This is a genomic window from Variovorax boronicumulans (assembly GCF_009811375.1).
Lineage (GTDB): Bacteria > Pseudomonadota > Gammaproteobacteria > Burkholderiales > Burkholderiaceae_C > Variovorax > Variovorax boronicumulans.
The window spans coordinates 1124086-1146570 of sequence record NZ_BKDH01000001.1; the positions used below are offsets into that span (position 1 = coordinate 1124086).

At 69.2% G+C, this 22485-nt stretch carries 22 protein-coding genes; 15 read left to right on the top strand and 7 right to left on the bottom strand.

The window, feature by feature from the left end; all coding sequences use genetic code 11:
- The first annotated feature begins 29 nt into the window (after window positions 1–29).
- The 9 genes from VHAB30_RS05225 (at window position 30) to VHAB30_RS05265 (ending at window position 9423) form a co-directional block, all read left to right on the top strand.
- Window positions 30–1301, top strand: a complete 1272-nt coding sequence (locus VHAB30_RS05225) for an ABC transporter substrate-binding protein (RefSeq protein ID WP_159276061.1) — start codon at window positions 30–32, stop codon at window positions 1299–1301.
- Between the two features lie 2 nt (window positions 1302–1303).
- Window positions 1304–2173 (top strand): carbohydrate ABC transporter permease, encoded by an 870-nt coding sequence (locus VHAB30_RS05230; protein WP_159276062.1) that lies wholly within the window; start codon window positions 1304–1306, stop codon window positions 2171–2173.
- Window positions 2174–2184: 11 nt separating this feature from the next.
- Window positions 2185–2997, top strand: coding sequence for a carbohydrate ABC transporter permease (locus VHAB30_RS05235; RefSeq protein WP_216850729.1), 813 nt, complete (start codon window positions 2185–2187; stop codon window positions 2995–2997).
- Window positions 2998–3029: 32 nt separating this feature from the next.
- Window positions 3030–4136: an ABC transporter ATP-binding protein gene (locus VHAB30_RS05240; RefSeq protein WP_159276064.1), complete on the top strand. Its 1107-nt coding sequence runs from the start codon at window positions 3030–3032 to the stop codon at window positions 4134–4136.
- A 37-nt stretch (window positions 4137–4173) separates the two neighbouring features.
- Window positions 4174–5223 (top strand): NAD(P)-dependent alcohol dehydrogenase, encoded by a 1050-nt coding sequence (locus VHAB30_RS05245; RefSeq protein ID WP_159276065.1) that lies wholly within the window; start codon window positions 4174–4176, stop codon window positions 5221–5223.
- Window positions 5224–5331: 108 nt separating this feature from the next.
- Window positions 5332–6159 (top strand): SDR family oxidoreductase, encoded by an 828-nt coding sequence (locus VHAB30_RS05250; RefSeq protein ID WP_159276066.1) that lies wholly within the window; start codon window positions 5332–5334, stop codon window positions 6157–6159.
- Window positions 6156–7493, top strand: coding sequence for a flavin-containing monooxygenase (locus VHAB30_RS05255; protein ID WP_159276067.1), 1338 nt, complete (start codon window positions 6156–6158; stop codon window positions 7491–7493). The genes VHAB30_RS05250 and VHAB30_RS05255 overlap by 4 nt, the downstream gene beginning before the upstream one ends.
- 32 nt (window positions 7494–7525) lie before the next feature.
- The gene (locus VHAB30_RS05260; RefSeq protein WP_095746086.1) at window positions 7526–8428 is read left to right on the top strand and encodes a bile acid:sodium symporter family protein; all 903 of its coding nucleotides are present in this window, start codon (window positions 7526–7528) and stop codon (window positions 8426–8428) included.
- A complete protein-coding gene (locus tag VHAB30_RS05265) occupies window positions 8425–9423 on the top strand; it encodes an SDR family oxidoreductase (RefSeq protein WP_159276068.1) in 999 nt (332 codons plus the stop codon). Before VHAB30_RS05260 ends, VHAB30_RS05265 begins: the two co-directional genes overlap by 4 nt.
- On the opposite strand, the gene VHAB30_RS05270 is transcribed toward VHAB30_RS05265, so the two are convergent.
- Window positions 9410–10321 carry a LysR family transcriptional regulator gene (locus VHAB30_RS05270; protein ID WP_159276069.1) on the bottom strand — a complete coding sequence of 304 codons (912 nt, stop codon included), beginning with the start codon at window positions 10319–10321 and terminating at the stop codon, window positions 9410–9412. The two genes, VHAB30_RS05265 and VHAB30_RS05270, sit on opposite strands and share 14 nt — an antisense overlap.
- Window positions 10322–10422: 101 nt before the next feature.
- Here VHAB30_RS05270 and VHAB30_RS05275 point away from each other — a divergent pair, with 101 nt between their 5' ends.
- Window positions 10423–11184: a sulfite exporter TauE/SafE family protein gene (locus tag VHAB30_RS05275; protein WP_159276070.1), complete on the top strand. Its 762-nt coding sequence runs from the start codon at window positions 10423–10425 to the stop codon at window positions 11182–11184.
- 12 nt (window positions 11185–11196) lie between these two features.
- Here VHAB30_RS05275 and VHAB30_RS05280 read toward each other — a convergent pair whose 3' ends face one another.
- From VHAB30_RS05280 to VHAB30_RS05305, 6 genes are all read right to left on the bottom strand, one after another.
- Window positions 11197–11688 (bottom strand): NUDIX domain-containing protein, encoded by a 492-nt coding sequence (locus tag VHAB30_RS05280; protein ID WP_159276071.1) that lies wholly within the window; start codon window positions 11686–11688, stop codon window positions 11197–11199.
- 13 nt (window positions 11689–11701) lie between these two features.
- Window positions 11702–12151 (bottom strand): GatB/YqeY domain-containing protein, encoded by a 450-nt coding sequence (locus VHAB30_RS05285; protein WP_062476513.1) that lies wholly within the window; start codon window positions 12149–12151, stop codon window positions 11702–11704.
- A gap of 111 nt (window positions 12152–12262) precedes the next feature.
- Window positions 12263–12475, bottom strand: coding sequence for a 30S ribosomal protein S21 (gene rpsU / locus VHAB30_RS05290; RefSeq protein WP_007833691.1), 213 nt, complete (start codon window positions 12473–12475; stop codon window positions 12263–12265).
- A 110-nt stretch (window positions 12476–12585) separates the two neighbouring features.
- Window positions 12586–13812 (bottom strand): BaiN/RdsA family NAD(P)/FAD-dependent oxidoreductase, encoded by a 1227-nt coding sequence (locus tag VHAB30_RS05295; RefSeq protein ID WP_159276072.1) that lies wholly within the window; start codon window positions 13810–13812, stop codon window positions 12586–12588.
- Window positions 13809–14594, bottom strand: coding sequence for a YaeF family permuted papain-like enzyme (locus VHAB30_RS05300; RefSeq protein WP_159276073.1), 786 nt, complete (start codon window positions 14592–14594; stop codon window positions 13809–13811). Before VHAB30_RS05300 ends, VHAB30_RS05295 begins: the two co-directional genes overlap by 4 nt.
- Before the next feature lie 2 nt (window positions 14595–14596).
- Complete coding sequence (locus VHAB30_RS05305; protein WP_159276074.1) at window positions 14597–15721, bottom strand: sterol desaturase family protein; 1125 nt, start codon at window positions 15719–15721, stop codon at window positions 14597–14599.
- Window positions 15722–15802: 81 nt separating this feature from the next.
- Between VHAB30_RS05305 and VHAB30_RS05310 the strand changes: the two genes are divergently transcribed.
- The 5 genes from VHAB30_RS05310 (at window position 15803) to VHAB30_RS05330 (ending at window position 22481) form a co-directional block, all read left to right on the top strand.
- Window positions 15803–16189, top strand: coding sequence for a hypothetical protein (locus VHAB30_RS05310; protein WP_159276075.1), 387 nt, complete (start codon window positions 15803–15805; stop codon window positions 16187–16189).
- 76 nt (window positions 16190–16265) lie between these two features.
- Entirely contained in the window at window positions 16266–17498 is a 1233-nt protein-coding gene (locus VHAB30_RS05315; protein WP_159276076.1) for a TolC family protein, read from the top strand.
- A complete protein-coding gene (locus VHAB30_RS05320; protein WP_159276077.1) occupies window positions 17495–18988 on the top strand; it encodes an efflux RND transporter periplasmic adaptor subunit in 1494 nt (497 codons plus the stop codon). The genes VHAB30_RS05315 and VHAB30_RS05320 overlap by 4 nt, the downstream gene beginning before the upstream one ends.
- Complete coding sequence (locus VHAB30_RS05325; RefSeq protein ID WP_159276078.1) at window positions 18985–22152, top strand: efflux RND transporter permease subunit; 3168 nt, start codon at window positions 18985–18987, stop codon at window positions 22150–22152. The genes VHAB30_RS05320 and VHAB30_RS05325 overlap by 4 nt, the downstream gene beginning before the upstream one ends.
- Window positions 22149–22481 carry a copper-binding protein gene (locus VHAB30_RS05330; protein ID WP_159276079.1) on the top strand — a complete coding sequence of 111 codons (333 nt, stop codon included), beginning with the start codon at window positions 22149–22151 and terminating at the stop codon, window positions 22479–22481. The genes VHAB30_RS05325 and VHAB30_RS05330 overlap by 4 nt, the downstream gene beginning before the upstream one ends.
- Window positions 22482–22485 lie beyond the last annotated feature (4 nt).

Sequence of the window (22485 nt, forward strand, 5' to 3'; positions counted from 1 at the left end):
AACTTGCACGAACAACAAAGGAGACACAAATGCCGATTCCGCATTCCCACCGTCTGGCCGGCCTCGCGCTGGCGCTGGCCACGCTGGCGCCCGCCGCGCTGGCGCAGGTCTGCAAGGAGGACGTGCGCGTCCTGTCGCAGCCGCGCGAAGGCCTGACGCTGCTCGAGAAATCGAAGGACGAGTTCAAGCGCCTGAGCGGAGCCTCGTTCAGCGTGGACAACCTCAACGAGAACGACCGCCGCGCCAAGTCGCGCGCCGATGCGTCCACGGTCGGCAAGTACCACGTGTACTACGTCGACGAGGCCAACGTCGCCCAGTTCGTGCAGTCCAAGTGGATCGTGCCGCTCACGCCGTACTACCCGGCCAGCTACGACTACGCCGACTTCGACGCCGGTCGCCAGAAGGTCGCGACCTTCGCCGGCCAGACCTGGTTCGCGCCCCTCACCGGTGGCGGCGACCTCATGGTCTACCGCAAGGACCTGCTCGAGAAGGCGGGCATCAAGCCGCCGGCCACGCTCGACGAGTTCGTGGCGGCCGTGAAGAAGCTCAACGACCCGACCAACGGCGTCTACGGCGTGGCGCTGCGCGGCCAGCGCGGCTCGGGCGCCAACGTGTGGCGCTGGATGCCGTTCTTCCGCGGCTACGGCGGCCAGTGGTTCGACGGGGACAAGCCGGTCTTCAACTCGCCCGCCGCCGTGAAGGCGACCCAGACCTACCTCGATCTCTTCAAGTACTCCGCGCCCGGCACCAAGACGGGCGGATGGGACGAGTCCACCGGCGCCTTCCTGGCCGGCAAGGTCGCGATCCTGGTCGAGTCGACGCCGCTGGCGGGCAACGCGCTCGACCCGAAGATGTCGACCGTGGTCGGCAAGATCGCCTACGCCGTGCCGCCCACGCCGCTCACCGGCGGCGGCTACGGCCACGGCCTGGCCATCGGCGCGCGCGCCAACAAGAGCGAAGAGGCGAAGAAGTGCGCGGGCCTCTTCATCGCCTGGGCCACGTCCAAGGAGAACGAGCAGCGCCGCCTCGCGCAAGGGCAGTTCGGCGAGCTCAACCGCACCAGCGTGCTCGGCAGCCCCGAGTTCGCCAAGCGCTACGGCGCCGACCTGGGCAAGGCGCTGGCCGACACCGGCAAGGTCACGGCCGTGAACTTCTGGCAAGACCCGGCCTGGCCCGACCTGGGCGACCGCTGGGGGATCATTCTGGAAGAGCTGATCACCGGCTCGCGCACCGACATCCAGGGCGGGCTCGACGAACTCGACGCCTATGCCAAGCAGCTGATCGCGCGTCGCAAGAAGTGAGCATGCGTTCCCACACCACACGGCTGCCGGCCGTGTTCATCGGGCCGGGGCTGCTCGTGCTGGCGGTCCTGGCGCTGGTGCCGACGGTGTTCGCCATCGCCATCTCGCTGCAGGACCGCGAGCTGGGCCAGGCCGACACCGGCTGGGTCTGGTTCAGCAACTACGTGCAGCTGTTCTCCGACCGGCGCTTCCTGAACTCGGTGCGCGTGTCGCTGGTGTGGGAGGTGCTGACCGTCAGCGCCACCATGGCCCTGGCCGTGCTCATGGGCACGCTGATGCACCGCTGCGCCACGCCGCGCTGGCGCCAGGTGCTGTCGATGCTGTTCATCGTGCCGGTGCTGCTGCCGCGCGTGTCGGCCGCCTTCGTCTGGAAGTTCGCCTTCCATCCGCTGTTCGGCCTCATCACGTGGCCGTACAAGGCGATCACCGGCGAGCCGCTGGACCTGTTCGCCGACCCGGTGCTGGCGCTGCTCACGGTGGCCTTCGTTGACGTGTGGCAATGGGGGTTGTTCTTCGGCGTCATCGTGCTGAAGCTGCTCGAGACCCTGCCACCGCAGCCCTTCGAGGCCGCGCGTCTCGATCACGCGAAGACCTGGGAGGTGTATGCCTACGTGGCGCTGCCGATGCTGAAGGCGCCGCTCATCAGCTTGGCCTTCGTGAAGATGGTGGAGTCGCTGCGCGCCTTCGACCTCATCTACGTGATGACGCGCGGCGGCCCCGGCATTTCGACCGAGACGCTCGACATGTACGCCTTCTCGCAGGGCTTCATCGAGTCGGGCCGCATCTCGTACGCGTCGAGCATGGCGGTGCTGATGATGGTCGCCTCCACGGTCGCGTTCACCTACATCTGGAAATGGACCAAGCCGTCATGAAGAAGCTTGCCATCGGAACGTTGCTGGCGCGGCTGGCGCTCATCGCGGCCGGGCTCTCGGCCCTCGTGCCCGTGCTGTGGACCTTTCTCAATTCGTTCAAGAACCGGGTCGACATCGTCTCGGCCGTGCCGAAGTTCTTCTTCACGCCCACGCTGGACAACTACCTCTACGTGCTGAACCGCGAGGCCGTGGCCGCGGGCTTGGTCAACTCGATCGTGGTGGCGGGTGCGGCGGTGATCATCGGCGCGGTGCTGGGCCTGCCGGCCGCCTATGCGCTGGCGCGCTACCCGCTGCGCTGGGGCAACGACATCCAGTTCTTCGTGCTGTCGATGCGCTTCCTGCCGCCGGTGGCGGTGGCCATTCCGCTCATGGTGATCTGGCTGCAGCTGGAGCTGTACGACTCGCGCATCGCGCTCATCGCCACCTACACGCTGCTCACGCTCTCGACCGTGATCTGGCTCGCCATTCCGGCCTTCAAGGCGGTGCCGAAGGAAGTGGAAGAGGCCGGCCGCGTCGACGGCTACGGGCCCTACGCGATCTTCTTTCGCATCGCGCTGCCGATTGCCGCGCGCTCGCTGGTGGGTGCCATCGCCTTCGGCTTCGTGCTGGTGTGGAACGAGTTCCTCATCGCGCTGATGCTCACCACCTCCGAGGCCAAGACGCTGCCCATCGTGGCGTCGGAGCTCAGCCAGCTCGGGCGCGATGTGCCCTGGGGCATCTTGAACGCCTCGGTCATTTTGCTGTCGCTGCCGCCGCTGCTCATGGTGGGCGTGCTCAGCGGTTTCCTCAATGCCGCGTTCAAGCGCAAGCGGGAGGCTGAATGAACCCCGCTGCTTCTCTTTCTCCAGAACCAAAAATGTCCGCCATCCGCTGTCACCACCTCATCAAGCGCTACGGGGAAACGCAGGTCGTCCATGCCTTCGATCTCGACGTGGCCGACAACGAGTTCGTCGTGTTCCTCGGCCCCTCGGGCTGCGGCAAGTCGACCATCCTGCGCATGCTCGCGGGCCTGGAAGACATCAGCGGCGGCGACCTGCACATCGGCGGTCAGCGCGTGAACGACCTGCCGCCGCAGGAGCGCGGCATCGCGATGGTGTTCCAGAACTACGCGCTGTACCCGCACATGACGGTGCGCGACAACATCGCGTTCGGGCTCAAGCGCCTGAAGGTGCCCAAGGCCGAGATCGACAGCCGCATCAAGGAGGTGTCGGACACGCTGGGCCTGGAGCGCTACCTGCAGCGCAAGCCCACCGAGCTGTCGGGCGGCCAGCAGCAGCGCGTGGCGATCGCGCGCGCCATGATCAAGACGCCGAAGGTGTTCCTGTTCGACGAGCCGCTGTCGAACCTCGACGCCAAGCTGCGCAACCACATGCGCATCGAGATCGCGAAGCTGCACCAGACGCTGAAGACCACCACGGTGTACGTCACGCACGACCAGCACGAGGCCATGACGCTGGCCGACCGCATCGTGCTGCTGCGCGACGGGCGCGTCGAGCAGGTCGGCACGCCGCAGGAAATCTTCGAACGCCCGCGCTCGGCCTTCGTGGCCGGCTTCATCGGCACGCCGCCGATGAACCTGATGGAGATGGCGGTGCACGGCCTGGACAACGGGCAGTGCGAGCTGCGCGGCGGCGGCGGTTCGGTGCGCGTGGATGCGCGCCGCTTCGCGCTCGAAGGCCGCGCGCGCGTGACGCTGGGCGTGCGCCCGGCGCACCTGCACCTCGACACCGCCAAGGCGAACAGCGAAGGCTTTGCCGGCGAGGTCCAGCTCATCGAATACCTCGGCAACGAAGTGCTGGTGAGCGTCGGGCAGGGCGGCGAAGAGATTGCCGTGCTCCTGCCGTCCGCGGCGGGACCCCGGCTCGGCGAGCCGCTGCGCTTGGTGGCCGATGCGCAGCAGGTGCACCTGTTCGATGTCGCGACGGGCGCCTCGCTGCTGCGTCCGGACGCCGTGCTGCATTGAATGGCGGCCCCCGTTTCAACCCTCTGAGAAAGATGCAATGAAAGCACTGGTTCTGGAAAAGGCGCACGAGATCACGCTGCGCGATGTCGAGCTGCCGCTGCACGTCGGCCCGCGCGACGTGAAGATCCGCATGCACACCGTCGGCGTGTGCGGCAGCGATGTTCACTACTACCAGCACGGCGGCATCGGCCCGTACGTCGTCGACGCGCCCATGATCCTCGGTCATGAGGCTTCGGGCGTGGTGGCCGAGGTGGGCGCCGAGGTCACGCACCTGAAGCCCGGCGACCGCGTCTGCATGGAGCCCGGCATTCCCGACATGGACTCGCGCGCCGTGCGCGAAGGCTTCTACAACCTCGACCCTGCCGTGCGCTTCTGGGCCACGCCGCCGATCCACGGCTGCCTCACGCCGTTCGTGGTGCACCCGGCGGCCTTCACCTTCCGCCTGCCCGACAACGTGAGCTTCGGCGAAGGCGCCATCGTCGAGCCGCTGGCCATCGGCCTGCAGGCCGCGAAGAAGGCGGCGCTGAAGCCGGGCGACGTGGCGGTGGTCATCGGCGCCGGCACCATCGGCGCGATGACGGCGCTGGCCGCGCTCGCGGGCGGCGCGGCGCGCGTGATCCTGGCCGACCTCGTGCCCGAGAAGCTGGCGCTGTTCGCCCACAACCCGGCGGTGACGACGGTCGACGTGCGCAGCACCAGCCTCGCCGACACCGTGCAGGCCCTCACCGACGGCTGGGGCGCGAACGTGGTCTTCGAAGCCAGCGGCAGCGTGCGCGCCTTCGACAACGTGTTCGACCTGCTGTGCCCCGGCGGCTGCCTGGTGCTGGTGGGCATACCCGCCGCGAAGGTGGCTTTCGACATCGTCGCGATCCAGGCGAAGGAGGCGCGCATCGAGTCGGTGTTCCGCTACGCCAACATCTTTCCGCGCGCGCTGGCGCTCATCGCGTCGGGGCAGGTCGATGTGAAGCCCTTCATCTCGCGCACCTTCGCGTTCGAAGACGGCATCGCCGCCTTCGAGGAGGCCGCGGCCGGGCGCGTCACGGATGTGAAGATCCAGATCGAATTCCCTGCCGCCGAAGCGGCCTGAACGCCCCGCAAGGGCGCGGGACAAGGGGAAACGCTGGGGAATGCAGTGGCAGGGCGCGGCTACAGTGGCTGCGCTTTGCCACTCGCCGCCCTGCGCGCTTCCTCGCCCATGCTCTTGCCGTTTCGCAATGTCGTTCTCACCGGTGCCTGCGGCGGCCTCGGGCAGGCGCTGGCGCGGGCGCTGATCGACAGCGGTGCGCGTGTGGCGCTGGTGGGGCTCGACACCGAGCGCCTTGCGGCGCTCGCGGCCCCAGCCGAAGGGCGCTGCAAGGCCTACACGCCCGACGTGTCCGACGGCCCCGCCATGCAGGCGATGGCGGCCGACTGGATGCAGCGCTTCGGCCCGCCCGACCTCGTGATCGCCAACGCGGGCGTGGCCGGCGGCTACGACACCGCCGAGGCCGACGACCTGGCCGTGTTCCGCCGCATGCTCGAGATCAACCTGCTCGGCGCAGCCACCACCTTCCAGCCTTTCGTGCAGCCGATGCGTGCGCAGGGCCGCGGCGCGCTCGTGGGCGTGGCCAGCATCGCGGGCTGGCACGGCATGCCGGGCAACGGCGCCTACTGCGCGAGCAAGGGCGGCCTGATCCGCTATCTCGAAAGCCTGCGCGCCGAGCTGCGCGGCACGGGGCTCACGGTGCACACGGTGAGCCCGGGCTACATCCGCACCGCGCTCACGGCCGGCAACCGCTTCGCGATGCCGGGGCTGCTCGAGGCCGACGCGGCGGCGCGCCAGCTGCTGGCGGGCCTGGCAGCCCGGCGCGAAAAGATCGTGCTGCCGCGGCGCATCGGCTGGCTGTCGAAAGCGCTCGACCTGTTGCCCGCGCCGCTGCACGACCGCCTGCTGCGCGGCCAGCCGCGCAAGCCGCGCGTGGGCGAGGCGGGTGCCACCGCCATTCCCGGTCTGAATTCCCAGAAAGAACCTCCCCGCCGATGACGTCTTCCGCTGCCGCCGCCACCGTTCCCACGCACGAACAGATCGCCCTCATCGGCGCCGGACCCTCGGGCCTGGCGGGCGCGCGCAATCTGCAGAAGCTCGGCGTTCCGTTCCAGGGCTTCGAAGCGCACAGCGACGTGGGCGGCCTCTGGGACATCGACAACCCGCGCTCCACGGTCTACCACTCGGCGCACCTGATCTCGAGCAAGCGCACGACCGAGTTCGCCGAGTTCCCGATGGCCGACACCGTGGCCGACTACCCGAGCCACCGCGAGCTGCGCCGCTACTTCAGCGACTTTGCCGACCGCTTCGGCCTGCGCGCGCACTTCCGCTTCGGCACGCGCGTGCTGCGCGTGGAGCCGGTGAGCGACGCACCCGACACGCGCTGGCGCGTGAGCGTCGAGTCGCCCGACGGCACCGTGGAAACCGATGAGTACAAGGGCGTGGTGATCGCCAACGGCACGCTCTCCGAGCCCAAGCACCCGCAGTTCGAAGGCCACTTCGACGGCGAGCTGCTGCACACCAGCAGCTACAAGCACGCGGAGCTGTTCAAGGACAAGCGCGTGCTGATCGTCGGCGCCGGCAACTCGGGCTGCGACATCGCGGTCGATGCCGTGCACTACGCGCAAAGCGTCGACATCTCGGTGCGGCGCGGCTACTACTTCGTGCCCAAGTACGTGTTCGGCAAGCCGGCCGACACGCTGGGCGGCAAGCGTCCGCTGCCGCCGTGGCTCAAGCAGAAGGTCGACGCCACCGTGCTGCAGTGGTTCACGGGCGACCCGGTGCGCTTCGGTTTTCCGAAGCCCGACTACAAGATGTACGAGTCGCACCCGGTGGTGAACTCGCTGGTGCTGCACCACGTGGGCCATGGCGACATCGGCGTGCGCGCCGATATCGCGCGGCTCGCCGGACGCACCGTGCATTTCAAGGACGGCAGCGCGCGCGACTACGACCTGATCCTCACGGCCACGGGCTATGCGCTGCACTACCCGTTCATCGACCGCGAGCTGCTCAACTGGCAGGGCATGGCACCGCGCCTGTACCTGAACATCTTCTCGCCGCGCTTCGAGACGCTGGGCGTGCTCGGCATGATCGAGGCCAGCGGCATCGGCTGGCAGGGACGCTACGAGCAGGCCGAGCTGCTGGCGCGCTACTTCCGCGCGCAAGCCGCGGGCTCGCCCAAGGCGGCGGCGCTGCGCACGGCGGTGCAAGGGCCGCCGCCCGACCTGTCGGGTGGCTTCAAGTACCTGCAGCTGGAGCGCATGGCCTACTACGTGCACAAGGACACCTACCGCGCGGCCGTGCGCCAGGCCGCTGCCGCACTGGCTGACTGACCGACCGATCCCTTCTTCACGAGGTTCCGCGCATGCTGCCTGTCGACGAGATCCGCCTGCACTTCAACCCGGCCTCGCTGGTGCTGCTCAACGTGGTGCTGGGCTTCCTGATGTTCGGCATTGCGCTGGACACGCGCATCGACGACTTCAAGCGCGTGGCACGCATGCCCGGTGCGATGGCGGTGGGCATCGGCGCGCAGTTCGTGGTGCTGCCGGCCGTGACCTTCGTGCTCACGCTGATCCTGCAGCCGGGCCCGAGCATCGCGCTGGGCATGATCCTCGTGGCCTGCTGCCCGCCGGGCAACATCTCGCAGATCCTCACGCACCGCGCGGGCGGCAACGTGGCGCTGTCGGTGTCGATGACGGCCATTTCGAATGCGCTCTCGATCGTGGTGATGCCGTTGAACTTCGCGTTCTGGGGCGGCCTGCATCCCACCGCCTCGGTGCTGCTCAAGACCATCGCGCTCGACCCCTTCGACATGCTGGGCCACATCGTGATGATCATCGGCATTCCCTTCGTGCTGGGCGTGGCCTGCGCGCACAAGCTGCCGGGGCTCACGGCGCGCATCAAGAAGCCGGCGCGCATCCTGAGCTTCCTGGCGCTGATCGCCTTCATCGTCGGCGCCATCGCGGGCAACTGGCGCTACTTCCTCGACTACGTGGGGCTGGTGCTGATGGCGGTGGTGATCCACGACGCGCTGGCCTTCGGCACCGGCTACCTGTGCGCGCGGCTCTCGGGGCTGGGCGACTACGACCGGCGCGCGGTGGCCATCGAGGTGGGCATCCGCAACGCGGGGCTCGGGCTGGTGCTGATCTTCAGCTTCTTCGGCGGGCTCGGCGGCATGGCCGTGGTGGCCGGCGTGTGGGGCTTCTGGGACATCATCGCGGGCCTGGCACTGGCGAGCTGGTGGGGGCGCAAGCCTGCGACGCCATGAGCGAAACCTGGAAGGCGTCCGCGCGGCGCGTGCTGGTGACAGGTGGTGACGGGTTTCTCGGGCGCAGCGTGCTCGCAGTGCTGGCCGCGCAAGGCACCTTCGAGACGCTGGTGGCACTCGACGTGCGCGAGGTGCCCGCCGAGCGCCGGCTGCCCGGCGTGGTCTACCTGCAGCGGGACGTGCGCGACGACGGCATCGCCGACGTGCTCGCCGAACACGCGATCGACACGGTGGTGCACCTCGCGTCCATCGTCACGCCCGGCAAGGACTCGAACCGCGCTTTCGAGCATTCGGTGGACGTGGGGGGCACGCGCAACGTGCTCGACGCCTGCGTGGCGCGCGGCGTGGGGCACATCGTGGTGTCGTCGAGTGGCGCGGCCTACGGCTACCACGCGGACAACCCGGCCTGGATCACCGAGTCGCAGCCGCTGCGCGGCAACCCGGTGTTCGCCTATGCCGACCACAAGCGACAGGTGGAAGAGATGCTGGCCGAGTGCCGCAGGCAGCATCCCGCGCTGGCGCAGACGGTGCTGCGCATCGGCACCATCCTCGGCGAGCGCGTCGACAACCAGATCACGGCGCTGTTCGAGAAGAAGCGGCTGATCGCCATCCGCGGCAGCGACAGCCCCTTCGTGTTCGTGTGGGACGAGGACGTGACCGGCGCCATCGCCCATGCGCTCGGCGGCGCGCCGCCCGGTTGCTACAACCTCGCGGGCGACGGCGCGCTCACGATCCACGAGATTGCTGCGCGGCTCGGCAAGCGCGCCATCGCCTGGCCGGCCGGCGTGCTGCAGGCGGCGCTGGCCGCGGGCTCGGCATTGGGCGTGAGCCGCTACGGGCCCGAGCAGCTCGACTTCCTGCGCTACCGGCCGGTGTTGCTGAACACCGCGCTGAAGACCCAGTTCGGCTACGTGCCGCGCAAGACCAGCCGCGAAGCCTTCGAGGCCTTCATCGCGGCGCGGGCGCAGCAGGGGCGGCCGGTCACTTGCGCGTAGCGTCCGCCGCCGGCGGCGGTGCGATCAGGTAGTCGAGCATGCGCCGCGCATTGAGCGGCAGGTCTTGCGACGAGCGCACGCAGGCCATGAGCGTGCGCTCGGCCCACGGGTCGGCGAGCGAGGCGCGCGCGATCTTCATCGAACGGGCGCAGCGCTCGGCCGCGGTCTGCGGCACGATGCCCACGCCGATGCCGTACTCGACCATGCGGCACACGGCCTCGAAGTTGCGCACACGCACGCGGTAGGCCAGGTGCCTGGCGAGCGCGCGCACATGCCCGGTGATCAGCTGCTGCAGCGCGCTGTCGGCGGGCAGGCCGACGAACTCGCTGTCGACCACCTCGGCCAGGTGCAAGCGGCGCCGGCTGGCCAGCGCGTGGCCGCGCGGCATCACCAGCACGAGGTCGTCGCGGCGGAAGGGGTGGCATTCGAGGCCGTCGCTCTCGATGGCGTCGGAGACGATGCCGATGTCGCACAGGCCGCTGCGCAGGGCCTCCACGGTGTCGGGGCTGGCGCGCTCCTCGAGGTCGACCGAGATGCGCGGATGCTCGGCCAGGAAGCGGCTCAGCACCTCGGGCAGGTGCTCGGTGAGCGCCGAGGTGCCGCACATGAAGCGCACGTGGCCCTTGAGGCCCTGGCCGTACTCGCCGAGCTCGCCGCGCAGCCGCTCCATCTGCTGCAGCACGACGCGCGCGTGGTGCAGCAGCGTGCGTCCGGCCTCGGTGGGGCGCACGCCTTGCGCGTGACGCGTGAGCAGGGGCGTGCCGAGCGCGTCTTCCATGCCGCGCACACGCTGGCTGGCCGAGGCCAGCGTCATGTGCGAGCGGCCGGCGCCGGCCGTGAGGCTGCCGGCTTCGACGACGTGGAGAAAGAGCCGCAGGTCGGTCAGGTCGAATCGCATGATGGGCCGCAAGGTAGCACGCCAGCCTCAGCCTGTGCCTGAGGCTGGCTGCGCGAAAGCCGCATTTCCAGCCGCTGCGCCGGTCGGCAGACTCCGCGGCGATGACGATTTCCAACGATGCAACGGGCCTGTGGGCGGCGGCGGCCGCGGTGTTCCTGCTGGCCGGCCTGATCAAGGGCGTGATCGGCCTCGGGCTGCCGACCGTGGCGATGGCGCTGCTCGCGCTGTGGATGTCGCCGGCGCAGGCGGCGGCGCTGCTGATCGTGCCGTCGCTGGTCACCAACCTCTGGCAGACCGGACCGCGCGCGAGCTTCGGCGCGGTGTTCCGCCGCATCGGTCGCATGCAGGCCGGCGTCGTGGTGGGCACGCTGGCCGGGGCGTGGTGGCTGGGCGTACCGGCCGGGGCCTGGGCTTCGCTGGCGCTGGGCGTGGCGCTGGTGATCTATGCGCTGTGGGGGCTGACGGGGCGGCAGCTGCACGTGAGCGACGCGCAGGCGCGCTGGCTGGGGCCTGTGGTGGGCGCTGCGACGGGACTGGTGACGTCTGTGACCGGCGTGTTCGCGGTGCCGGCCGTGCCGTACCTGCAGGCGCTGGGTTTCCAGCGCGATGCGCTGATCCAGGCCATGGGCATCTCGTTCACCACCTCCACCGTGGTGCTGGCCCTGGGGCTGGCGGCGAACGGAAGCTACCCGGCGGCGGTGCTGGGCGGGTCGGTCGCGATGCTGGCGCCGGCGGTCGGCGGCATGGTGCTGGGCACCTGGCTGCGGCAGCGGCTGCCGGTGGCCGTGTTCCGGCGTTGCTTTCTGATCGGGCTGGCGCTGCTGGGGGCGTACATGGCGCTGCGCGCCGTCATGTCCGCCTGATCCCGTGACCGGTCAGCTGGCGGCCAGCAGGGCCGCGCGCACGCGTTCGATGGTCTGGCGGTAGGGCAGGGCGAAGTCCTCGATGGCCGCGTTGGCGTCGAGCCAGTAGAACGAGAACACCAGGCCTTCTTCTTCGGGGCTGCCCGTGGCCATGTGCTCGAAGGTCTCGGGCAGGGCGCGGTGGTCGCGCATCAGGAAGATGTGCCAGCGCTGCGGGTGGCGGTGCGTGTTGCCTTCGACGCCGGCTTCGCATTCGCGCTCCAGCGTGCCCAGCGACTCCAGCCGGCCGGCGAACACCAGGCCCGACTCTTCGAGCAGCTCGCGCCGCACGGCCGCCTCGGGCGACTCGCCGGGCTCGATGGTGCCCTTGGGCAGCTGCATGTTGCCGTCCTCGGGATGACGGAACACCAGCAGCCGGCCCTGCGCATCGACCAGGCAGGCGCAGGCCTTCGGGATCGTGGCGACGGGCGCGGCGCCGAGCGGGCTGCTGCTGCCGTTCTTCATGGCGGTGGCCGCCTCAGGCGCCCGTGAGGGCGGCCTTGACCGCGGCGCTGACCTGGCCCATGTCGGCCTTGCCGGCCAGGCGCGTCTTGACCACGCCCATCACCTTGCCCATGTCGCCGGGGCCCGAGGCGCCCAGCTCGGCCACGATGGCCTTCACCGCGGCGGCCGTTTCGTCGGCGCTCATGCGCTGGGGCAGGTAGACCTCGAGCACCTTGATCTCGGCGGCTTCCTTGTCGGCCAGGTCGGCGCGGCCACCCGTGGTGAACGCGGCGATCGAGTCCTTGCGCTGCTTGACCATCTTGTCGACGATGGCCACTACCATGGCGTCGTCGAGTTCCACGCGCTCGTCGACTTCCTTTTGCTTCATGGCGGCGAGCAGCAGGCGGATGGTGGCCAGGCGCTCCGAGTCCTTGGCGCGCATCGCCGTCTTCATGTCTTCGGTGATTTGTTCTTTGAGAGTCATTCTTCGCAACCTTTCGGAAAAAACAAAAGCCGCGGCAGGTTTCCCTGGCGCGGCTGGTGCAACGGGGCGCTGGCGGGGACTTTCGTCGGGGCCAGCCACCCTGGGCGTTGCTTAGTACAGCTTCTTGGGGAGCTGCATGCTGCGCACGCGCTTGTAGTGGCGCTTGACCGCAGCTGCCTTCTTGCGCTTGCGCTCAGCCGTCGGCTTCTCGTAGAACTCGCGGGCGCGCAGGTCGGTCAGCAGGCCGAGCTTTTCGATGGTGCGCTTGAAGCGGCGCAGGGCGACGTCGAAGGGCTCGTTTTCTTTAACGCGGATGGTGGTCATTGATGAATCGTTGAAATGGATTTGGCCGGGGGAGATCGAGGCCCCAAGCCGGGGTTCCTCAACTGAAAACTTTTTGCGGCCGTTGAGGGAAGGCCAGAGTTAGCCCGCGATTATAGCGCGGTTGCGCACGCATGTGCGCTCGCCCACGCCCATTGGAAGTTGTATCCGCCCAACCAGCCGGTCACATCGACCACTTCGCCGATGAAATACAGGCCCGGCTGCTTCGATTCCATGGTCTGGGACGACAGATCGCGCGTGTCGACGCCGCCCGCCGTCACCTCGGCCTTCTTGTAGCCCTCGGTGCCGCTGGGGGTGATCTGCCAGCGGGCGATGCGCTCGGACAGCGCCGCCAGCGCCTTGTCGGTGGCCTCGTTGACCGGGCGCTGCAGGGCCGGGTCTTCGCCGACCCAGGCGTCGGCCAGCCGCGAGGGCACCAGCGTGGCCAGCTCGTTGGCGATGCGTTTCTTCGAGCGCCGCTTGGCGTCGGACAGCGACTCGGCCACGTCCATGCCGGGCGCGAAGTCCAGCGTCAGCGGGGCGCCGGGCTTCCAGTAGCTCGAGATCTGCAGCACCGCCGGGCCCGACAGGCCGCGGTGGGTGAACAGCAGGTCTTCCAGGAAGGCCATCCTGTCCTTCTTGCCGCCGGTCTCGATGCGCACCGGCAGCGCCAGCCCGGCCAGGCCGGCGTAGGGCGCCCAGGCGTCGCCGCCGAAGGTTAGCGGCACGAGCGCCGGGCGCGGCGTGACCAGGCGCAGGCCGAACTGCTCGGCGAGCCGGTAGCCGAAATCGCTTGCACCAATCTGGGGAATCGACAGGCCGCCGGTGGCCACCACGAGCTTGGGCGCGTCGATCGGGCCGCGCGTGCTACTGATTTGGTAGCGCCCGTCGACAAAGGCGATGTCGCCGAGCTTGCACGGCTGCCAGCGTTCGACGTTGCCGGCGGCGCACTCGGCCAGCAGCATGTCGACGATCTGCTGCGAGGAGCCGTCGCAGAACAGCTGGCCCTTGTGCTTCTCGTGGTACGCGATGCCGTGGCGCTGCACCATGTCGATGAACTGCTGCGGCGCGTAGCGCGAGAGCGCCGAGCGGCAGAAATTCGGGTTGTCGCCGACGAAATGGCGCTGCGGGGCGCGCACGTCGAGGTCGCGGTTGGTGAAGTTGGCGCGGCCGCCGCCCGAGATGCGGATCTTTTCGCCGACCTTCTCGCTGTGGTCGACCAGCAGCACGCGCAGGCCGCGCTGGCCCGCCAGGGCGGCGCAAAAAAGACCGGCGGCGCCGGCACCGACGACAACGACGTCAAAGGAAGAAGAGGGAGGGGAAGAAGAAGGAGAGCTCAAGCGGGTCCGTCTGCCGCCAGCACCGGCGGCGGGTTGTATTTGAGGTGGCCCACGTAGCGCAGCGGCTGCGTGGCGGCGATCGAGGGCACGTCGCCCTCGCGCATGTGGAGCAGGTCGGCGGGGCTCACCCAGCGCGGGTCGGCGTCGGTGATCGGCACGCCGGCCTGGCGGTAGGCCTCCAGCACGAACTGGGAGCAGAAGAACTGGTCGTTGCGACTGGCGCCCAGCTGCACCGTGGCCAGGCCGCTGATGCAGTACGCGCTGACGGCCGACGGAATCAGCGGCAGCTCGCACAGCCGGCGGTTCAGCACGAAGGGCGCGTTCAGCAGCACGCCGGCGGTGTTGTAGCGGGTGCCGACCTGCGAATGCGCCCACTCGCGCATCTTCTCGACGTCGGCCTCGACGAGGCCCGGCACGCGGAAGGCGACGACCATCTGCTCTTCGTCGACCACCTCGGCCAGCGGCCGTGCGCGCACGCCGGTGCCCACGGCCTCGGCGATCTGGCCGTCGCCCAGGTACAGCACGGCATGGCTCACCGGCGAGAAGGTGCCCAGGCGGATGCCGAACGAATTCACCGTGGCGATCGAGGTCAGCAGGATGTCGCCGGGCGCCAGCACCTCGGCGCCGATCAGCTCGCCGCCGTTGCCGGGGGCGATCACCGAGCTTTGCACGCGCAGGCGCAGGCCGGAGGTTTCGGAGGGCATCTCGATGCGCGTGGCGCAGGCCGAGAGCAGGAGCGGCAGCGCCGCGGCGAGCGCCACGGCGCGAAGAAGGGAGGCCATGGTCATCCCTTCCAGACGAACGGGAACTTCAGCTGCTTGAAGAAGCCGTTGGGCACGTAGTCGCCCAGCACGCCGTATTTTTCGGGCCAGAGCTTGGTGCTCTTCACGGCCGTGCCGAAGAGGTAGTCGAGGAAGGCGTAGTGCGCCGCGTAGTTCTTGTCGAGCGCCTCGATGTCCTGGCTGTGGTGCCAGTGGTGGAAGTTGGGCGTCACGATGAGGTAGCGCAGCGGCCCCAGGCGCACGCTCACGTTGCAGTGGTTGAACACCGCCTGGAAGCCGACCACCACGATGTAGGCGTCGATCACGTCCTTGCTGAAGCCCAGCACGTAGATCGGCGCGAGCACCAGCGTGCGCGTGATCAGCAGCTCCAGGATGTGCTGGCGCGAGCCCGCCATCCAGTCCATGCTCTTCACGCTGTGGTGCACGGCGTGCAGGCGCCACAGCACCGGCACCTCGTGGTACGCGCGGTGCGTCCAGTACTGCACGAGGTCGGCCACCAGGATGATCAGCAGGATGCCGGCCCAGAACGGCAGGTTGCTCACCCAGCCGCGGATGCCGTCGTTGGCGGCCCAGCCGAAGAGCTTGTGCACCATGAGGTTGGTGGCCAGCAGCACGAAGCCCACGATCATGTGGTTCACCACGAAGTGATGAAAGTCGGTCTGCCACTCTTCGCGGAACACCGGCTGGTCCTTGCGCAGCGCAAAGAGCTTCTCGATGAAGATGAAGATCAGCGACGAGCCCAGCAGGTCGAGGATGAACCAATCGAGCCCGATGTACGGCGTGTGGTCCGCGAAGTCGTGCACCGGCACCTTGTGCCCGCCCAGCAGCGCCGACACCACCACCAGCAGGAACGCGGCCGACGAGAGCCAGCGCGAGCGGTTGAAGATGATGTTGACCAGCGAGAGCCCGCCCGCAATGACCAGCGCCGTCAGCAGAATGACGCGCATGACGTCGACGTTGTAGCTCTTGCGCAGCTCGGGCGTCGTCAGGTACTGCGGGAAGTGGAAGGCCAGCACGCCCAGAAAGCACAGGGCGGCGAGGCTGAAGGCGATGGTGCCCGTGACCAGCCCGCGCCCGCGGCGCAGCTCGCCGTGGCTTTCGGTGAATTCGTTGAGTTTGTCGAGCATCCCTGCCTCTTCCTTCTTGTTCGTTGGGCCGGGCGGGATTTTAGGCGGCGCCCGGACGGCGGCGCTACACTGCGCCTCCTCATGGCCCGCCGCTCCCTTCGTCGCTGCACGACCGCGATTTTCGTGGTCCTGTCGCTGCTGTTCTCGCAGCTGGCGCTGGCAGGCTATGTCTGCCCCGGCGCCCCGGACAGCCCGGGTTCGATGGCCGAGAGGATGGCGTCGGGCGAGCCCTGCGAAGGCATGGACATGGCCCAGCCGGTGTTGTGCTTCCAGCACGCCGCCGACCTGTCGCTGTCCTTCGAGCCGGTGAAGCTGACCACGCCTTCGCTGCCGGCCATCGTGCAGCTCGTGGTGATGCCCCTGGTGCTGGTGTCGGAGGGCCATGTCCTTCCGCCGCAGGCCGTGCCGGAGCGGCAGCATCCACCGCCCGATCCCGTTTTTCTCGCCACGCGCAGACTGCGCGTCTGACATCTCCGTCGACTGACCGGTGCTGGTGCGGCGCGTCCGCCTGCCAGCGATTCGCTCGTTCGTTTGCGGAGTTTTCATGTTCATTTCCTTTTCGCGCGCGGCCGCATGGGCTGCCGCGCTGCTGCCGTACCTGGCGACGGCGGCCCCCCTGTCCCTGGAGGACGCGCTTCAGCGGGCGACGCAGCGCTCCGAAGCCACCCGCGCCGCCCGTGCCGGCGTCGCCAGCGCCACGGCGGCGGCCTCCGCGGCCCCGCAGCTTCCCGACCCGACGCTGCGCATCGGCGTCGACAACCTGCCCGCGACGGGTGCGGACCGTTTCCACACCACGCGCGATTCGATGACGATGAAGCGCATCGGCATCAGCCAGGAATGGCTGTCCGCCGACAAGCGCGCCGCGCGGCAGGCCGCCGCCGAGGCGTCGGTCGGCCTGGAGGCGGTGCGGGTGCAGGCCGCCGTGGCCGACACCCGCCGGCAGGCCGCGCTCGCCTACGTGGACGCCTTCTACGTAGGCGAGAGCGTCAAGCTCGCGCGGCGCATGGAACACCATGCGCACGAAGAACTGGAAGCCTCGCGCGCACGCCTGTCGTCGGCCGCGGGGAGCAGCCAGGACGTGCTGGCGCTGGCCGGCGCCAGAGGCATCGCGGAAGACGAGACGGCCGACCTCCAGCAGCAGCAGGAAGCCGCCAGCGTCGCCTTCCAGCGCTGGGTCGGCGTGCCGCCCGACGAACTGCGGTCTCCGGGCGCCATCGCCGTGCCCTCCGAAGCCGCCTACGTGGCCGCGCACCCCACGGTCGCGGCCCTGCAGCGCGATGTCGACGTGGCCAGGCAGACGGCGGCCGTCATCGCGTCCAACCGCAAGCCGAACTGGACCTGGGAGCTCGCCTATGGCCAGCGCACCGGCTACGCCGACATGGTGTCGGTGGGCCTGAGCATTCCTCTGCCGATCGCACCCGGCGAGCGGCAGGATCGGGACACCGCCGCCAAGCTCGCCTTGGTCGAGAAAGCCGAGGCCGACCTGGCCGAAGCCACCCGGGCCGCGACCGCCGAGTACCAGGCGCTGCGCAGCGATGCGCAACGCCTGCAGCAACGCATCGACCGCTACCGCACGGGCGTGGTCGTTCCGGCCGGCCAGAGAACGGCAGCCGCGACCGCGGCCTACCGCTCCAACCAGGGCAGCCTCGTCACGCTGTTCGAGGCGCGGCATGCCGAAGTCGAAGCGCAGCGCAAGCTGCTGACGCTGCAGCGCGACCTGGCCAGAACCCACGTCCAACTGGCCTTCCGGCCGCTCACCAGCGAGGGGGCCCCATGAACCGCACACGCACGATCGGTGCTTCGCTGCTGGCCGCCCTGTTGCTCGCAGCAGGCGCCTTCTACCTGGGGCGCACGACCGCCCCGCCCACGGAGGCGTCGGCGACCACGCCGCCCACCGCTGACAGCCGCAAGGTTCTCTACTGGCACGACCCCATGGTGCCGGGCCCGCGCTTCGACAAGCCCGGCAAGTCGCCCTTCATGGACATGCAGCTGGTGCCCATGTACGCCGACAGCATCACCGGCACGGGCAACGAAGGCGGTGTGCAGGTGAGCCCCACGGTCCAGCAGAACCTCGGCATCCGGTATGCCGGCGTGCGGCGCGCGGAAGTCTCCGCGTCTTTCGATGCCGTCGGCGCCGTGCAGTTCGACGAGCGCCTCAACGTCGTCGTGCAGACGCGCGTGGCGGGCTACGTCGAGCGCCTGTCGGTCCGCGCGCCGATGGAGCGCGTGCGCAAGGGGCAGGCGTTGGCGACGGTCTTCGCGCCTGAATGGCTCGGGCCGCAGAACGAATGGCTGGCCCTCAAGCGCTCGGGCGTTTCCGCCGACATCGTCGCCGCGGCGCGTGATCGCATGCGGGCCCTGTCCATCCCCGCCGAGCTCATCCGCCGCAGCGAGGAAACCGGCACGGCGCAGGCGCGCTACGTGCTCACCGCACCGTCCGACGGCGTGGTGGCCGAGCTGGGCGTGCGCGAAGGCGTTGCGGTCACGCCCGGCACGACACTGTTCCGCATCGCTGGCCTGGAGAAGGTCTGGGCGGTGGCCGAGATTCCGGAAGCACAGGCCGTGCGGCTCGCACGCGGCCAGAAGGTCAAGGCGACCCTCCAGGCCGATGCCGCCCAGTCGTTCGACGGCACGCTCGACGAGATCCTGCCCGAGGTCAACGCAGCCACCCGCACCCTGAAGGCCCGCTTCGAGGTCGACAACCGGCGCGGCACGCTCACGCCCGGCCTGCTGCTGCGCCTGCAGGTGACGGGGCCCGCCAGCACCCGGCTGGTCGTGCCGTCCGAAGCCGTGATCCGCACCGGCAAGCGCGCGGTCGTCATCGTGCGCAAGGCCGATGGCGCGTTCGAGCCGCGCGATGTGTCGACTGGCACGGACCTGGGCGACGACACCGAAGTCATCTCCGGTCTGAATGAAGGCGAGCAGGTGGTGGCCAGCGGCCAGTTCCTCATCGACTCGGAGGCCCGACTGCGTTCGGTGCTGGGCAGCATGGCATCGCTCGCGGCCAAGGCCGCAGCGCCGACCGCCGTGCTGCACCAGGCCGAAGGCAAGGTCGAAAGCGTGGCGCCCGACGGCCTCACGATCTCGCACGGCCCTGTCGCCACGCTCAAGTGGCCGCCGATGACGATGGGCTTTGCGAAGGCATCGCCAGAGGCGTTCCCGGACGTCCAGCCCGGCGACCTGGTCCGCTTCGAATTCAAGGAGGGCGGCCCCACCGGCTACGAGCTGGTCTCCGTCCAGCGCATGCCACAGGGCGCCAAGCGATGATCGCCGCCGTCATCCGCTGGTCGATCGGCAACCGCTTCCTGGTGCTGATCGCGACCTTGTTCCTGGTGGCCGCCGGGTGGTGGTCGGTGGCGCGCACGCCACTCGATGCGCTGCCCGACCTGTCCGACACACAGGTCATCATCCGCACGCCTTTCCCCGGCAAGGCGCCCCAGGTGGTCGAAGACCTTGTCACCTACCCGCTGACCACCACCATGCTCAGCGTGCCCGGCGCGAAGACCGTGCGCGGCTACTCGTTCTTCGGCGACTCCTTCGTCTACGTGCTGTTCGACGACAAGACCGACCCGTACTGGGCGCGCTCGCGCGTCGTCGAATACCTCAATCAGGTTCAGAGCCGACTCCCAGCTGGTGCCAACGCATCGCTCGGCCCTGACGCCACGGGCGTGGGCTGGGTCTACGAGTACGCGCTGGTCGACCGCACGGGCACGCGCGACATCGGGCAGCTGCGCGCGCTGAACGACTGGTTCCTCAAGTTCGAACTGAAGACCGTGCCCGACGTGGCCGAGGTCGCCAGCATCGGCGGCATGGTGCGCCAGTACCAGGTGGTGCTCGACCCCGACCGCATGCGCGCGCTGGGCATCACGCAGCAGGTGGTCGTGGCGGCGCTGCAGAAGGCCAACCAGGCCTCGGGCGGCTCGGTCGTCGAACTCGCCGAGGCCGAGTACATGGTGCGTTCGCGCGGCTACCTGCGTTCGCTGGACGACTTCCGCACCATCCCGCTGGCCGTGACGGGCGCCACGCCGGTGCTGCTGCGCGATGTGGCCACCGTGCAGATCGGCCCCGAGATGCGCCGCGGCATCGCCGAACTCGACGGCGAGGGCGAAGTGGCCGGCGGCGTGATCGTCATGCGCTCGGGCAAGAACGCGCGCTCGACCATCGAGGCCGTCAAGGCCAAGCTCGATGCGCTCAAGCCCGGCCTGCCGCCGGGCGTCGAGATCGTGCCGACCTACGACCGCTCGCTGCTGATCGACCGCGCCGTCGACAACCTGCGCGGCAAGCTGATCGAGGAGTTCATCGTGGTGGCGCTGGTCTGCGCGGTCTTCCTGTTCCACCTGCGCTCGGCGCTGGTGGCCGTGGTGGCCTTGCCGATCGGCGTGCTCGCGGCCTTCATCGTGATGCACTGGCAGGGCGTCAACGCCAACATCATGTCGCTGGGCGGCATCGCGATCGCCATCGGCGCGATGGTGGACGGCGCCATCGTGATGGTCGAGAACGTGCACAAGCACATCGAGGCCTTCGAGACGACGCAGGGCCGGCAGCCGACGGTGGTCGAGCGATGGCGGCTCGTTGCCGACGCGTCGGTGGAGGTCGGGCCGGCGCTGTTCTTCTCGCTGCTGGTGATCACGCTGTCTTTCGTCCCCGTGTTCTCGCTCGAGGCGCAGGAAGGGCGGCTGTTCTCGCCGCTGGCCTTCACCAAGACCTACGCCATGGCCGCTGCGGCGGGTCTGTCGGTCACGCTGATCCCGGTGCTCATGGGCTACCTGGTGCGCGGGCGCATTCCGCACGAAGGTGCCAATCCCGTGAACCGCTTTCTGATGGCCGTGTACCGGCCCGCGCTGGAACTGGTGCTGCGTTTTCCCAAGGGGACGCTCGCCGTCGCCGCGGTGCTGCTGGCGCTCACCGTGGTGCCGCTGATGCGCCTGGGCGGCGAGTTCATGCCGCCGCTGGACGAAGGCGACCTGCTCTACATGCCGTCGGCGCTGCCGGGGCTGTCGGTGTCGAAGGCGGCCGAACTGCTGCAGCAGACCGACCGCCTCATCAAGACCGTGCCCGAGGTCGCGCGCGTGTTCGGCAAGGCCGGCCGCGCGGACACCGCGACCGACCCGGCGCCGCTCGAGATGTTCGAGACCACGGTCCAGTTCAAGCCGAGAAGCGAATGGCGCGCCGGCATGACACCCGACCGACTGATCGAGGAACTGGACCGCGCCGTCAAGGTGCCGGGCCTGACCAACGTGTGGGTGCCGCCCATCCGCAACCGCATCGACATGCTGGCCACGGGCATCAAGAGCCCGGTCGGCATCAAGGTGGCGGGGGCGGACCTGGCCACCATCGATGCGCTCACCACGCAGATCGAGGCGGCGGTGAAGGGCGTGCCCGGCGTGTCGTCGGCGCTGGCGGAGCGGCTCACCGGCGGGCGCTACATCGACGTCGATGTCGATCGCCTCGCCGCCGCGCGCTACGGCCTCTCGGTGGCCGATGTGCAGGCCGTGGTATCCACGGCCATCGGCGGCGAGAACGTGGGCGAAGTGATCCAGGGCCGTGAGCGCTACCCGATCAACGTGCGCTACCCGCGCGAGATCCGCGATTCGCTGGAGCGGCTGCGGCAGCTGCCCTTCGTGACGGAAAAGGGCGCGCAACTGCTGCTGGGCGATGTCGCGCGCATCGCGATCGAAGACGGCCCGCCGATGCTGCGCAGCGAGAACGCGCGGCTGTCGGGTTGGGTCTACGTCGACGTGCGCGGGCGCGACCTGCACTCCGCCGTCCACGACATGCAGGCGGCCGTCGACCGGGCCGTGAAGATGCCCGCGGGCTATGCGGTGTCATGGTCCGGCCAGTTCGAGTACCTGGCGCGCGCGACCGAGCGGCTGAAGTTGGTCGTGCCGGCCACGCTGGCGGTGATCTTCGTACTGCTCTACCTGCTGTTCCGCTCGTTCGCCGATGCGGCGCTCGTGATGGCGGCCGTGCCGTTCTCGCTCGTCGGCGGCTTCTGGCTCATCTGGGCGCTGGGCCATTCGATCTCGGTGGCCACGGCGGTCGGCTTCATCGCGCTGGCCGGCGTGGCGGCCGAGTTCGGCGTGGTGATGCTGGTCTATCTGAAGAACGCGCTGGCGCGGCGCCTCGACGCCGGCGAGCCGATGAACGAGGAGACGCTCCTGGCCGCGATCCGCGAAGGCGCCGTGCTGCGCGTGCGGCCCAAGGCCATGACCGTGGCCGTCGTGATGGCCGGCCTGCTGCCCATCCTGTGGGGCAGCGGCACCGGCTCGGAGGTGATGACCCGCATTGCCGCACCCATGGTGGGCGGCATGGTCACCGCGCCGCTGCTGAGCATGCTGGTCGTGCCTGCGGCCTGGTATCTCTTGCGCCGCCGCGCCCCTTTGTCGTCTGCTGTTTCCAACCACGCTTCCAACCCAGGAGCCACCCCATGAACTTCCTCCATCTCCTTGCCTTCGCACTGATCGCGGGCCTGGCCGGTGCCGCCCAGGCCCAGGCGCCGAAGAGCGAGCCTCCGCCCGCGAAGGCGTCCGCGCCGGGCATGCTGACTGATGCGGTGGTCCAGAAGATCGACCCGGCCCGCGGCCTGATCGTGCTGAAGCACGGCGACATCCCCAACCTGGCGATGCCGCCGATGACGATGGGTTTCGATGTGGCCGAGAAGCAGATGCTCGAACAGGTCAAGCCCGGCGACAAGGTCCGGTTTCATGTCGAGGTGGTGAAGGGCAAGCCGACCGTCACGCACCTCGAAGCTGCGCGCTAGGAGG